Annotated in this window: 12 protein-coding genes; 5 read left to right on the top strand and 7 right to left on the bottom strand. The window is 31.7% G+C overall.

Translation table 11 applies throughout. The features are described 5' to 3' along the window. Window positions 1-201: 201 nt before the first annotated feature. Window positions 202-1,275, bottom strand: coding sequence for a glycosyltransferase family 4 protein (locus tag C8P67_RS04330; RefSeq protein WP_115810765.1), 1,074 nt, complete (start codon window positions 1,273-1,275; stop codon window positions 202-204). 80 nt (window positions 1,276-1,355) lie between these two features. Between C8P67_RS04330 and C8P67_RS04325 the strand changes: the two genes are divergently transcribed. Further along, a complete protein-coding gene (locus C8P67_RS04325; protein WP_115810763.1) occupies window positions 1,356-2,117 on the top strand; it encodes a lipopolysaccharide kinase InaA family protein in 762 nt (253 codons plus the stop codon). On the opposite strand, the gene C8P67_RS04320 is transcribed toward C8P67_RS04325, so the two are convergent. From C8P67_RS04320 to C8P67_RS04310, 3 genes are all read right to left on the bottom strand, one after another. Next, entirely contained in the window at window positions 2,101-2,892 is a 792-nt protein-coding gene (locus C8P67_RS04320; protein WP_115810761.1) for a glycosyltransferase family 2 protein, read from the bottom strand. The genes C8P67_RS04325 and C8P67_RS04320 overlap by 17 nt on opposite strands. Further along, on the bottom strand, window positions 2,889-3,869 hold the full coding sequence (locus C8P67_RS04315; RefSeq protein WP_115810759.1) for a glycosyltransferase family 2 protein: 981 nt from the start codon (window positions 3,867-3,869) through the stop codon (window positions 2,889-2,891). The genes C8P67_RS04320 and C8P67_RS04315 overlap by 4 nt, the downstream gene beginning before the upstream one ends. A gap of 74 nt (window positions 3,870-3,943) precedes the next feature. Then, window positions 3,944-5,011: a glycosyltransferase family 9 protein gene (locus tag C8P67_RS04310; RefSeq protein ID WP_115810757.1), complete on the bottom strand. Its 1,068-nt coding sequence runs from the start codon at window positions 5,009-5,011 to the stop codon at window positions 3,944-3,946. Between the two features lie 125 nt (window positions 5,012-5,136). On the opposite strand from C8P67_RS04310, the gene C8P67_RS04305 reads away from it, so the two are divergent. After that, entirely contained in the window at window positions 5,137-5,889 is a 753-nt protein-coding gene (locus C8P67_RS04305) for a glycosyltransferase family 2 protein (RefSeq protein ID WP_115810755.1), read from the top strand. A 91-nt stretch (window positions 5,890-5,980) separates the two neighbouring features. Here C8P67_RS04305 and C8P67_RS04300 read toward each other — a convergent pair whose 3' ends face one another. Together C8P67_RS04300 and C8P67_RS04295 are read right to left on the bottom strand one after the other, a co-directional pair. Then, window positions 5,981-7,849, bottom strand: a complete 1,869-nt coding sequence (locus C8P67_RS04300; RefSeq protein WP_115810753.1) for an LTA synthase family protein — start codon at window positions 7,847-7,849, stop codon at window positions 5,981-5,983. A 183-nt stretch (window positions 7,850-8,032) separates the two neighbouring features. Next, window positions 8,033-8,848, bottom strand: a complete 816-nt coding sequence (locus C8P67_RS04295) for a 2,3,4,5-tetrahydropyridine-2,6-dicarboxylate N-succinyltransferase (protein WP_115810751.1) — start codon at window positions 8,846-8,848, stop codon at window positions 8,033-8,035. Window positions 8,849-9,031: 183 nt separating this feature from the next. On the opposite strand from C8P67_RS04295, the gene C8P67_RS04290 reads away from it, so the two are divergent. From C8P67_RS04290 to C8P67_RS04280, 3 genes are all read left to right on the top strand, one after another. Continuing rightward, window positions 9,032-10,045 (top strand): hypothetical protein, encoded by a 1,014-nt coding sequence (locus C8P67_RS04290; RefSeq protein WP_115810749.1) that lies wholly within the window; start codon window positions 9,032-9,034, stop codon window positions 10,043-10,045. A 1-nt stretch (window position 10,046) separates the two neighbouring features. After that, window positions 10,047-10,457 carry a Holliday junction resolvase RuvX gene (gene ruvX / locus C8P67_RS04285; protein WP_115810747.1) on the top strand — a complete coding sequence of 137 codons (411 nt, stop codon included), beginning with the start codon at window positions 10,047-10,049 and terminating at the stop codon, window positions 10,455-10,457. A gap of 108 nt (window positions 10,458-10,565) precedes the next feature. After that, window positions 10,566-12,059, top strand: coding sequence for a malate:quinone oxidoreductase (locus C8P67_RS04280; protein ID WP_115810745.1), 1,494 nt, complete (start codon window positions 10,566-10,568; stop codon window positions 12,057-12,059). Window positions 12,060-12,134: 75 nt separating this feature from the next. Here the strand turns inward: C8P67_RS04280 and C8P67_RS04275 are convergent, their stop codons facing one another. After that, a complete protein-coding gene (locus C8P67_RS04275; protein ID WP_115810743.1) occupies window positions 12,135-14,348 on the bottom strand; it encodes an FUSC family protein in 2,214 nt (737 codons plus the stop codon). Window positions 14,349-14,354 lie beyond the last annotated feature (6 nt).

Here is a 14,354-nt window from a genome sequence, read left to right as displayed (position 1 = left end):
GATAATCGAGATGTTAATAATATCTAAAACATAAAATATAATAAGTGTTTTTTTGAGAATGTTAAATCATTTATTTTTGATTAAAAAAAATAGCAGATAAATTCAAAATTTATTTTGTAAAGTTTGGATTCAAAAACACGGAGGATACCTAATTTTATATTTAAAAGGTATGATTGTGCCTAAAATATTTTCTTTGATTGATTAAAACAATAGTGATCTGTATATTTCCAAATATTCCTTGGAAGATTTGTCCCAGTTAAAATAATTAGCTCTGTCATATAGTTTTGATCCCATTATGACTCTGTTATTTTCAAAATGATTTAAGCCTTCGGTCAATATGTTTTTCATATAATCGGGATCGAAATTATTCCAATAATATGCAGCATCAGAACCTATTTCAGGCAGAGAACTGAGATCAGATAGAAATACAGGTTTTTTAAATTTCATTGCCTCAATAGGAGGCAGGCCAAAACCTTCTCTTATGGAAGGGAATAGAAACGCAGTACAATTTTGCAGATAATATTGTTTCTGTGCATTGCTTACTTTACCGGTTAAAAAAACTTGCTTTTCTAATTTAAGATCAATAATTAATTTTTTTATTTTTTCGCCGTATACTTTATTATTGTTTCCAGAAATAATCAGATTAAAATCTTTTAGATTTACCATCATTGTTATAATGGCCTCGAAATTTTTTCTTTCAATGAAATCACCAATTGAGTAAAAAAAAGGCTTTTCAGCGTTAAACGGATTATTACATGACGAAGTGTCTAAGAAATCAAATATTGGATTTCCATTGTAAATTACTTTTTCTTCTATTTTAGGAATGTCGAAATATTGATGTGTCTGCTTTTTTGCATACTCCGAAATATAAGTGATTTTGTCAGCTCGTTTCAGTTTTTCGGTAAACAGCTTATTTCTTTTGTGATTGTAATCAGAAGAAATCTCTTCAAAAAAATTAACATCGTGAATGGTTAAAACATATTTTGAAGGGTAATAAGGCTCAATTTTAGTGTTTTGATTCAAAGAGTGCCATAAGTCATATCTATTTCGCGTATAAAATGTTTTATATCGCTGAATGGAGAGATATTGTTTGTATTTGAACTTTTCTCCAAATATTTTTTTAAATTTTGAAACATTTCCAGCTAGTAGATTTATTTCTAAATCATCTATATTTTGATGTGATAATCCACATATTAAATCAAAATTAAATGTGCCTAAACCAGTTGCAAGATTATTGAGATTGTGGGATTCTAAAAAAATTTTTTTTGCTTGCATGTTTTGTTATTTAGGTGTAAAGTTAAATCATTTTTTAAGCTTAAAAAGTATATTTTTGTAGAAATATAAATTTAAAATATATGATTTCAAAATTTGAACCTTCTTTTTTGAATAAATCGCAAGAAATAGAAAATATCATAAATAAATTCTCTAATACAGGCGAGGTTTTTATTGAAGGGAAAAGAAATGTCATCAAATTGTTTGAATTTGATGGAATGACGATCAACATAAAATCTTTCAAAATTCCCAATTTGATTAATAAGATTGCATATAGATATTTTAGAAAGTCTAAAGCAAGACGTTCTTTCGAATATGCCACGCGTTTATTAGAAAATGGAATCGGAACACCACAGCCTATCGCATATCTTGAGAATTATAATTGGCTGGGATTGAAAGACAGTTATTATGCCTGCGAGCACCTGCAGTGTGATTTAACTTTTAGAGAATTACTGGAATTATCGGATTATCCAGATCATGAAATTATATTGAGGCAGTTTACCCGTTTTTCGTATGATCTGCATCAAAAAGGAATTGAATTTAAGGATCATTCTCCAGGAAATACATTAATTAAAAAGAATGCTGATGGTCATTATGATTTCTTTTTGGTTGATTTAAACAGAATGAATTTTCATGAAAAAATGTCATTTGATTTAAGGATGAAAAATCTCTGCCGATTAACGCCTGTAAAAGATATGGTAAAAGTAATGAGTAATGAATATGCAAAAATATCAGGCGAGTTCGAGGATTTAATATTTGAAACTCTATGGTCAAAAACGGCTAAGTTTCAGGAAAAATTCTACAGAAAGAAAAGATTAAAGAAGAAACTTAAGTTTTGGAAATAAGATCCTGATCTTGTTTCCATAATTTTTTTAATTCCCTGTAACGAATTACAATACAATAAGCATTTAGATAGCAAATAAAGATTCCTTTTTTGCCATCAAGAAATCCTAGCCTAATAAAGTAATTATATAAAAAATTATAGCTCGGATGCAGTAATTTCAGAATGAAGCTGGGTTTTACTTTTTTTATAAATTTTTCCTGAGCTTTAAATTTACCATAAAAAATAATTTTTTCTTTATAATCATGGTAGCTGGAATAGGAGTGGTGAATCAGTTTGTTTTTTAAAGAACCAATTTTGCCATCGACGATTAGTTTCTCGTGCACCAGTCTTTTTTCATCATATCTCGCTGATTTTTTGTCAAAAAGCCGAAATATTTTGTCTGTCTGGTTACCGCTGTATTTTAAAACAGAACTCTCAAACATAAAAATTCTTTCAAAAAAATAGGCTGAATAGGTTTTGTTATTTTGTAAAGTTTCAATGATTTCCTGTTTTAATTCAGGTGTTAAAACTTCATCAGCATCAAGAAAAAGTATCCAGTCATTTTTAGCTTGCGAGATTGCAAAATTTCTTTGTACTGAAAAATTTTCGAATTTGTTTTGAATGAACTTTACTTTCGGGAAAGATTTTGCAATGATTTCTGTTCGATCGTTACTAAACGAATCGATAATCACTATTTCATCAGCAAAGTCTAAATCAGATAATAAAGTTTTTAAATGTTTTTCCTCATTTAATGTTATAATCAAGACAGATAATTTTTCGGCGTTACTATTTGTCATGCGTTTATCTTTTGATAGTTTACAGCTCTTTTGCTTAGCCAGGTTTGTTCTTTTAGGCAATTAAAATAATAAGAACATAAATTTTTGAGGATGTATCTGTTTGTTCTTAATTTTAAACTAGAAAACAAAAATAAACTTAAAAGAGACAGAAAAATTTTTTCTATAATTATGAAGATTATCAAAAGTGAATGCGCTGCTATTTTAGTTAATGAATTAAAATTATTGTTTATGTAAACATGTTTTGAAATGATAACTTCGGTCTTACTAATATGTTCTGTTTCAAAATCGTGTCTTGAAGAACCGCCGTGTTCGTGTAAAACAATTGTATTTCGGGTCACTGCAATTTTGCCGTTTTTCTGGTTTATTTTTCTGCAGATTTCGACATCTTCAAAATAGAGCCAATAGTCTTCGTTCCAGCCATTCACTCTTTTGAACCAATCTTTGCTAATAAAAATCACAGCTCCTGTAACCCAGTCAGGATAAAATAATTCTTCTTTGGCATTGAAAATTATCTCTATTCTTTTTTTTATTATTTTCCTGTGAAAAAATCTGCTTGTTCCAAAAATCTGGACAAGAGATGGAAATATGTTTTTTTGATTAAAGAAACGGTTTTTTCTGTCAACCTGTAAGCAGGATAATATTCCGATATCCGAATGGTCTTGATATGTTGTATAAAGTGTGTTAAGCGTTTCGGGCGAAATTATAGTATCAGGGTTCAGAAATAAAAAATAATTACCTTTTGCTTCTTTGGCGCCCAAATTGCATCCACTGGCAAAACCAGAATTGATGCCGTTTTTAATGAAGATAAAATCTTTAAATTTATTTTGAAAAAAATCAAATTCACCGTCATTCGAAAAATTATCTACAATGATTACTTCAAAATTTATTTTTGTTTTATCTATTGAAAATAATGATTCGAGACAGTTGTGTAATGGCTTCCAACTTCGGTAGTTGACTATAATAATTGAAACATCCATTAATTATGATGAAATAAGTTTTTTATGAATTCGATAAAATAAATTAGATTGTTCCAATAAGATTAATGTGCTGTTTAATTGTTATTTATGAAAAAATCAATTTTGTTTTTGAACAATTCAGGTGAAAGCAGCTGATATAGTGAGGCTGAGTTTTTCTTTATTTCGCTATGATTAATATTGTCACCAAACAGTTCAGGCCTGAAATCTTTTAAGTGAACAGATATGTATCTTAATCCATCTTCAAAAGTAGCCCAGATTTTCTTTTCTACGAAAGGGGAAAAAATGGTAAAGGCTGGTTTATTTAATGCTTTTGCCATATTAATTGCACCTCCGTCATTTCCAATAATCATATCGCATTGATTCATTATGGCTATGAATGATCTTAAATCTTTACCAAATAAATCAAAATGTATTTTTTCCTGAGTTTCTTTTGAACAGGAATTATATATCTTTTTGGCATCTTCAATTTGATTTTCAAAGTAATTAAAAAGTATTGTTACGTCTTTATGGCTGGCAGCGTATTCAACAACTTTTGTCATGTATTCCAAGGGATATGTTTTGTTTTTTTCACTTCCCAGCAAACTGATCATTATTGTTTTTTTGTCCCTGTTTATGTTATGTTTTTCAAATAGAGAAATAGTTTTTTCATCTTCTTCGGGACTTACAAAAAGTTTAGGGTAGGGATCTATTTTATTTTGGTCCAAATTTAACGGTTCCAATAATAAAAGTCTATTGTCAATGGCAAAACCATATTTTGGAGTTTCGGTGTTTTCAAAACGTTTTAAATTGTGCGTGTAAAACAATGAAGTGTACCATTTGTGATATGCTATTTTAATGTTGGAACCAGCAAACATTGTAATTAAATTTGTTTCTAATTTATTGTAAACATCAATCACAACATCATATTTTTTAGCTCTAATTTTAAAAATAAACTTAAACAGGGAAAAATAATTTTTTCTGGCTTTATGAGATAACGGGATTACGGTATCGATATTTGGATTGTCAATTAATACATCAACACTATTGGTATAACACATGTAATCAATTGTATACAGTGGAAATTGTTTTTTTAAATTATTACATATTATTGTGCTTGTAAGTACGTCACCAATTCTTTTTTGTTGAATAACTAAAATTCTCATATTTAATAAACTTAATTTGAGTGCTAAAATACAAAGTATTTATAGATATTTGCGGGAGCTAGATTATAAATGGAGCAATCTAGCAGAAAAAACTATATTTTTGTGTAAGCAAAATAAAAATTACAATGGCAATAAGCGGTTTAATTATTACTTTCAATGAGGAAAAAATGATAGGAAAGTGTATTGATGCACTTTTTAGAGTTTGTGATGAAGTAATTATAGTTGATTCTTTGAGTAAAGATAAAACGGTAGAAATAGCTAAAGCAAAAGGAGCAATTGTTATCGAACAGCCTTTTTTGGGAGATGGACCACAGCGTTCTCATGGATTGCCTTTTTGTAAAAATGACTGGATTCTCAATTTGGATGCTGATGAATTTTTAGATAAAGATGCTGAGGATTATATTTTAAAAGAGAAATATTTAAAAGGAGATTTTGATGGATTAAGCTTTCGTGTCAAAAACTTTTTAGGAGATAAGTTAATAGATTTTGCAGGCTGGTATCCTGACCATAAGGTTAGGTTTTTTAATAAAAAAACTGCAAGACCATCGGATTCTAAAGTTCATCAGACTATTGTAACTACAAATGAAAAGAATGTTCCGGTTCATATATTGCATTATGGCTGGGATTCACTGGATCAGATTATAGCTAAGAAAAATCAATATTCCAGCTGGCATGCGCTGCAGCTTTTCGATCAGGGAGTGAGAATTTGGGCTTATAAGCCTTTGCTTAATGGATTAGTAGCTTTCATACGCTGTTATTTCTTTAAAAAAGGTTTTTTGAATGGATTAGATGGGTTGACAATTTCAATGATCCAAGCATTTTTTTCATATATGAAATATGCAAAACTCATTAAAATTCAGAAGAAAAATCGTCTTTGACTAGTCAAAAAATATCAGCAGTTTTGATAAAATAAAAAAGCCATTTAATTGAATGAAGTCAATTTAAATGGCTTTTTATTTGTTTGAATATTTAAAGAGTCAAAGCATCATTTGTTACTCTTTCATAAAAGGTTTGAATATATGCTTTTATAAAGTTCGACATTTCACCTGTTCTTTTGGGATCTTTGCTTAATAGGTTGTCTTTTAGATAAACATCTTTTTTCCAGTTGTATAAACCAATTGGCTTATTATTGGCGAAAGCCAAATAATAATCATCTCGAATATAATGGTAAGTACCCTGAAGATAGTAGACCACGAAATTTTCTTTTGATTTATAACTTTTGCCAAAACTTACCATCTCTGTTTTGATGTTCAGATAATCCAAAATACTCGGCATAATATCTATCTGCTGGAAATTATTTTCATTAACGCCAACAAACTTAGGGTCAGACGGGTCAAAAAATAAAATTGGAATACTGAATAAGCCTATGTTGGTTCTATCGAGCTCCCGGTCTCCTTCAGAAGAGGTGTGATCTGAGGATATAACGAAAAGTGTGTTCTTGTACCAGCTTTGTTTTGAGGCAGTTTTGAAAAATTGACGCAGAGAAAAATCAGTATACCCGATGCATTCCTGTATAACTGTGGTTCCTTTGGGAAATTTCCCGGTATATTTTTCGGGTATTTTATACGGATTATGGGATGAAATGGTAAATATCGAACTAAAAAAAGGCTGTTTAAAACTGGTTAGTTTATTGCAGAAAAACTGCATGAAATCTTCGTCATAAATTCCCCATTTTCCATCAAAAGCTTCTTTTCCTACATATTCATCTTTGCCATAATAGTTGTCAAAACCAGCTATTTTTGCATATTGATCAAAATTTTGACTTCCGTTGAAAGCACCATGAAAAAATGATGTGTTATAGCCTTCTTTTTTTAAAATTACAGGAAGACCGTGTATTTTATTCAAAGAATAACTAGAGGAAATAAAAGAATTGTTCATCAAACTAGGGATACTTGACAATATCGAAGGGACAGCATCTATCGAAACTTTTCCGTTAGCAAATCCATTTTTGAAATAATATGATTTTGTTATCAAAGAATCCAAAAAAGGAGTGCAGCCTCGGCCTACATTTTCATCGCCAAAACTTTCTAAAATGATTACCACTACATTTTTTTTGATTTGTGGCTGATTTGGATTCAAGCTTATCTTAGGAGAGTATATCGATGTCAGCTCGTCTTCTTTGAAATAATTTACTTTGTCAATATCTTCTTTTTTTGCAATTGTTTTTAAGATACAGAAAGGCGTATTCAAAATCAATGCTGAATTTCCAAGTTCTCCGTAAGCTACCGCATCAACAATTTTGATTGGTTTTTTTCGGAATCCTCCGCGGGATATTAGCAGTCCAGCGGCAATTGCAAGAATGAGTATAGAGTATTGTTTTATTAAAATATTCTTTGTCGGTTTCTCGATTGGACTTTTTTGTTTAAAATTGGCAAGCATTTTCCAAAACAGGAAGCTGAATATTAGAAATGCCACGCCAATGTACCAAAATTCTCTTAGAAAAGAAGGAATCAGCCCTATGGCTTCACGTTCCATTCCCTTGGCAGTAATCATACTAAAAGTGCTTCTTTTACCTGTAAATCGGTAATAGATTGTGTCGATAAAATTCGTTGCAATGAAAAGAAGATTTATAGCGTAAAAAGATAATTTCAGCCATTTTTGATAACCGGGTTCATATTTAAAATTACCAGGAAACAGATGGGCAATTACAAATATGATATTCAAATAGGCAATTGCTGCAAAATCGAATAAAAGACCACCTTTGAAAGTTTTTAAATTAAAAGTCTGAAACACATCAGTATTCATATAAAAAAAGAATACTCTTGATGCCTGATAAATCAATACAACTAATAATAAGCGTTTTAGAAGAACGATGCTAATGTTTTTGTAATTGTTCATTTATAATTGTTTTTAGACTTGGAGCGGGGCTAGGGCTTATCGTCTGATAGAAAAAAAATAGTAAATTGTGGTTTTGTAAATAGTGTGGATTTTGGGTAATTTTTGTCTAATAAGCTGATGATATTTAACGACAAATTCCAATTGGTAATTCAATTGGAATTTGTTTTATTTATTTTTTGAATTTTAAACCGCTACATCATATTCGCGTAGAGCATTATTCAATGATGTTTTTAAGTCGGTTGAAGGTTTGCGTGTACCAATGATTAAAGCACAAGGCACCTGAAATTCACCTGCAGCGAATTTTTTAGTATAACTTCCTGGAATAACAACTGAACGGGCAGGAACAAATCCTTTCATTTCAACTGGAGTTTCGCCAGTAACATCAATAATTTTAGTAGAAGCAGTCAAACAAACGTTAGCACCAAGAACAGCTTCTTTACCTACGTGAACACCTTCAACAACAATACATCTTGATCCAACGAATACACCGTCTTCGATGATTACCGGTGCAGCCTGCAATGGCTCTAAAACACCGCCAATTCCAACACCGCCACTCAAGTGAACGTCTTTACCAATTTGAGCACAGCTACCAACAGTTGCCCAAGTGTCTACCATTGTTCCGGCATCAACATAAGCACCAATGTTTACATAGCTTGGCATCATGATTACACCACTAGAGATATAAGCACCATAGCGGGCAGAAGCTCCAGGAACTACACGAACTCCTTTTGCTGCATAATCTCTTTTTAATAACATTTTGTCATTGTATTCGAAAATTCCAGCTTCCCAAGTTTCCATTTTTTGAATAGGGAAGTACATTACTACAGCTTTTTTTACCCATTCGTTTACCTGCCATCCGTCACCTTTTGGTTCTGCAACACGTAATTTTCCTGAGTCTAATAATTCAATAACTTCTCTGATAGCATCAGTAGTTTTTGTTTCCTGCAGTAAAGCTCTGTTTTCCCAAGCTTGTTCTATAATTGATTGTAATTCGTTCATTTTTGATAAAATTTTTGGCAAATATACCATTTTTAACCAATAGCAAAAAAGAGAAATGGAGCGAAAATGTTATATATTTGTATATGAAATTTATGGATTGGAAACCATTGTTTTTAGGATATTCAGATGATGAAAAATTAGATATTTACTCAAAGTAAAAAAGTTAAAAAAAAATAAATAGCAATGAAATTATTAAAAATCTTTCTCTTTTTAATTATTACTCCTTTTATTCAAGCGCAAAACCAGAAAACAGCTACATATATTATTGCACAGGCTAACTTTAAAGTCGATAGTCATTACGGATATATTACTGTTGTTGATGCTCGAAAAGAGAAAAGTAATTGCGGTACAGTCCTTGTTGGAGGAATTAAAGCATATCAAGCATTAGTTAAAACTTCTGTCAATATTGATAAACAAATAGAAGGAGTTTTTCGTTCAATAAATAGTCAAATAAATAAATCTAATGATACTTTACTAATTAAACTTAATCAGTTTAAGTTTAATGAATACCAATTGCCTTTAAGTGTTGTAGGTGAGTTTAATTTTTATGCTGATGTATTTGCAAAAAAAGATGGGAAATATGCAAAAATTAGAAGCATTGACACAACTCATATTGTTAAAAATGGTAATGTTCAGGAAAAAATATTTCAGGAATCTAGTCTGTTTATTCATAATTTCATAAAAAATGAGATAACTAAATCTATACAACCTGTTTATGAATTAAGTTATGAGGATGTACTTAATATTGAAGATATTGAAAAGAAAAGGATTCCGTTGTTTAATCAAGAAAAATTAATAGATGGATTTTTTTTAAATTATCAAGCGTTCAGTAAACAAATACCAGATAATAAGAATTTTAGGGTTAACAGAAATGGAAAAGGTGAATTTAAAAACATCGAATACAAAACAGATAGAGGAGAATATTTAAAGATAGATACAAAAAAATTATATGCTTTTATTGAAAATGGTAAACCTTATTTAATAGTCAATAAAAGATGCGTTGAGATTGAAAAGTTAAACAATGATTTCGGTTTTAAGCAAATTGTGTCTTCCAATTATAATGTTGATATGGGCGGTATGTTTGGAGTTACTGGAGCATTAATTTCAAGTGCTTTAAGCAATCCTAATGAAGTTAAAGAGCAGTTTGTAACTATTAATTACTTGAGTGGTAATCTTCAAGTTAGCACAATTAAATAAAATGCCAAGAATACTCTCCATAGATTACGGACAAAAACGAACAGGAATAGCTGTTACAGATGAATTTCAGATTATTGCGTCAGGTCTTACAACCATTCCTTCTGAAACTGCAATTGCTTTTTTAAAAGATTATTTTGCAAAAGAAAAGGTTGAGGCAGTCCTCATCGGCGAGCCTAAGCAAATGAATGGCGATCCTTCGCAAAGCGCTTCAATCATTAAAGGATTTGTTACTCATTTTACCAATCATTTTCCTGATATGAAAGTCATTCGTGTAGATGAGCGTTTTACTTCCAAAATGGCTTTTCAGACAATGATTGACAGTGGGCTGAATAAAAAACAGCGTCAAAATAAAGCACTTATCGATGAAATTTCTGCAACAATTATGCTTCAGGATTATTTAAGCCGAAAATAATGCGAATAATTTAACAAACAGCTATTATATTTGCAGGTTTGTAACTGCAAAATAATTTTTTTTTGTGATTTTTAGAACTAATTTTGCAACTTCTTAAAAAACACAAAAATGTCCGATACAACAATACGATCCAATTCAGATGTAGTTTTAATTGGAGCAGGAATCATGAGTGCTACTCTAGGTTTGATTTTAAAAGAATTACAGCCTGATTTAAAGATTGATATTTACGAAAGATTAGATATTGCCGCTGCTGAAAGCTCTGATGCATGGAATAATGCTGGGACAGGACATTCGGCTTTTTGCGAACTTAATTACACTCCAGAAGGTCCTGATGGAACAATAAATCCAAATAAAGCAATCAGTATTGCTGAACAGTATGAAGTGTCTAGACAATTTTGGTCTTACTTGGTACAAGAAGGAAAAGTTCAGTCTCCAGAAGATTTTATAAAAAGTGTTCCTCATATCAGTTTTGTTTGGGGTGATGCTAATGTTGCTTTTCTAAAAAACAGATTTGAAGTTTTACAGTCAAATCCTCTTTTTGCCGAAATGATTTTCAGTACCGATACTTCTGAACTGCAAAAATGGATGCCTTTAGTAATGGAAGGCAGAAATCCAGAAGAAAAAGTAGCAGCGACTTCAATGAAAATAGGAACAGACGTAAATTTTGGAACTTTGACTAGAAATATGTTAGACTATTTGACAAAATTGGATAACGTTACGATACATTATAGCCATGAAGTTAAAAAATTGAAACAGCGTGAAGACAAATCATGGAGAATAAAAATCACTGATTTGGTTTCTAATCAAAAGAAAAAAGTATATACTAAGTTCGTTTTCATTGGTGCCGGCGGCGGTTCATTGCCTTTGTTAGAAAAAGCGAATGTTCCCGAAGGAAAAGGATACGGTGGTTTCCCAGTTAGCGGACAATGGTTAAAATGTACTAATCCGGAAGTAATAGCAAAACATCAGGCAAAAGTATACGGAAAAGCAAGTGTAGGCGCACCGCCAATGTCTGTTCCGCATGTTGATACAAGAATGATTGATGGTGAAAAAGCATTGCTTTTTGGTCCGTTTGCAGGGTTTTCTACGCGATTCTTAAAAAACGGATCCTATTCTGATTTGCCTTTATCAATAAAACCAGATAATGTAATCCCAATGATTGTTGCTGGTTATAAAAACATTCCGCTTACTAAATATTTAATTGAGCAGGTTCGTCAGTCTCCAAAGGACCGAATTAATGCATTGCGTGAATATGTTCCTGGTGCCAGAACCAAAGACTGGAAACTGGAAAGAGCCGGACAGCGTGTTCAGGTTATCAAAAGAGATGAAGAGTTAATTGGAAAATTAGAGTTTGGTACTGAAATTATAAATACAAATGACGGAACTTTAGCGGTATTGTTAGGAGCTTCACCTGGAGCTTCAACTGCGGTTTCTATTATGGTGGAGCTGGTAAGCAAATGTTTCCCAGAGCAGTTTAATTCTCCTGAATGGCAGGAAAAAGTGAAAGCGATGATTCCTTCTTTTGGTTTGGCATTAAATGAAAATCCAGAGCTATTGGCAAGTCTTAGAAATAAAACTGCTGAAGTCTTGAAACTAAAATAGTTAAATAAATCAATAAATACTTAATGACAGCTTTCGGTTTTGCACAAGACCGAAAAGCTGTCATTGTGTTTTTATTCAATCTTCCATAAGCTTTTTGGTGTTTTTTAAAATTCCTTCGGACAAATTGGTCAGCCAGATTAATTGCTCTATAACCAATTGAGCTTCCTGCATTTTCAAAGCAAAAGCTTCTTCGTCTATTATGTTTCCTTCTTTCAGCTCGTTTTGACGAATGTTTTTTAATTCGGTAAATCGGTTGGCTATTTCTTCATTTGATATTTCATTAGGATCAACAATGATTTCTCTTTCTAAAAGAGCAATTGCCTGATCTAAGTTTTTAAGCACTTTTTCGACTACAATGGTAAGTGCTCTTGAGGAAGCAGTAGTTTTGTGCGATTGAGTATAAGTTCCTAATGAAGCGGTCGATGAAAGTAATGAATGATTGAGTTCTGTTAGTTTATAGAGTAATACAATGTTTTTTTGTTTCGACTTTGGTTCCTGTGACATTCTTTGGAACGAAGCCATAAGATTTCCAATTTCAATAAAAGCATTTTTTCGTGCCAGACGATAAGAGGTAGGAACTTCTCCTTTCTTGGTATAATAAGTAAAGATTTCTTTTAAATAGTCTCTATTTGCAACAATCGATTTTTCTAAATATTGAGGTGCCTTAATATATTCCCATGAAGGCCATAAAAAATGATTGGCAAAATAAGCAATTAATGCTCCTGTTAATGTGTCAATCACCCTAAACTGAATAACATCTAAATAATCTGTCGTTAATATGCCGTAAATAAATACGATATACATGGTAACAAATGTGGCGCTTACCGTATAATTGGTTTGGGCAAAAGAAAAACCAAGAAGCATACTGAGAATTGCTAAGATGCTTAATATTAAATAATTTGGCATTAATGCTAAAATACTAAATGCAATTATACCTCCGATAATGGTTCCGATGACACGCTGTATGGATCGCTGTTTAGTAAGTCCATAACCAGGTCTCATAATGATGATAATCGTCATCAGGATCCAGTATACATTTTGAAATGGAAGAAATTTTCCTGCGATCCCCCCTAAAATGATAGCGGCAGTCAACCGCAGGGAATGTCTGAATATTGTTGATGAAAAACTTATATTTTGAATTAAAGTACTAATAGGATAATATTGGGGTGTCAAAAACTTTTCTAAATCTTTGTCTTTTCCTTTAAAATCATAATTGTTAGCAACTGATGTAAAAGCACGCTCGATAATTTTGATTTTATCAATTTGATTTTCGGCATATTCAAGCATTGTTTTTAGCATCAAAACCCCTTCTGAAGCTTCGGATTTTCCTAATTCATTTTCGTATTCGCTAATAGCATTTTCCAGAGCCGACAGATGTTTTCGTAAGGTATGTTCAGGGATATAAGTGGTTTTTTTTACAATGTTTTTTGATAATTGTTTTAGTGTTGAGGCCAGATTATAAGCTAGACTTTGATAAGTAGCCAGAGTTTTAGGGTGTTTGTCAAATTTTTGATGCAGTCTGTTATGATCAAATGAGGTAGATAAAGCTAATTCAAGTATTTCTAATAAAGAAACAAAAACAATCAGCATTTTTCTGTTTTGATGAGAGGAAACAGCATTCATTTGTTTACCAATTAGTACTCTTCGGATGTTATGATGTATGTCGTTGAGTTCAACCTGCAGGTGCAGCTGTTTTTCCAGTATTGCTTTTCTGTCGGCAGTACTGTTCCACAAATCTCCTCTTAGCTTAAGATATTTAGCTGTTAATTTGATACATTCGGCAATTTGCAGTTCTGCATACCGATAGGGCTTTATGTAGTGGAATAGTAATGAAATAAGTAAATAAAACAATCCTCCTCCAAGTATCAAACCTGAGTACTGAATCATTTCCCAGCCAGTATGCATGTGTGCAAATGATAATGAGGCTGATAATAATGCCGAAAACGAGGTGAATGTTGCTCTTTGTCCATATACAGACAGCATCGCTAAAACGAATATCAATAAGGGAAAAAGCGGGTAAAAAATAAATGGAAAAGGGTAGGTGAGATTGATTAATAAATTGACTCCGGCGACCAAAAATGCAGTGACAATTATTCCGTTTATTTTATGCTTCAAACTGCTTGGAATGTCGCATGGATAAGTCAAAAACGTACCAAGAGCAATAGTAAAACCAATTTCAAAATGACCAAAATAGGTACATACTAATACTGGAATCACTGCCGATATCGTTGCTTTTAGTGCATTGGTGAAATAGGTGCTGTCAGTGAATTTTTCTATCTTGGCAATCATGTAATG

This window comes from Flavobacterium aquicola, assembly GCF_003385115.1.
GTDB lineage: Bacteria > Bacteroidota > Bacteroidia > Flavobacteriales > Flavobacteriaceae > Flavobacterium > Flavobacterium aquicola.
The sequence above is the reverse complement of the archived record's forward strand: the minus strand, read 5'-3'. Positions and strand labels throughout refer to the sequence as shown.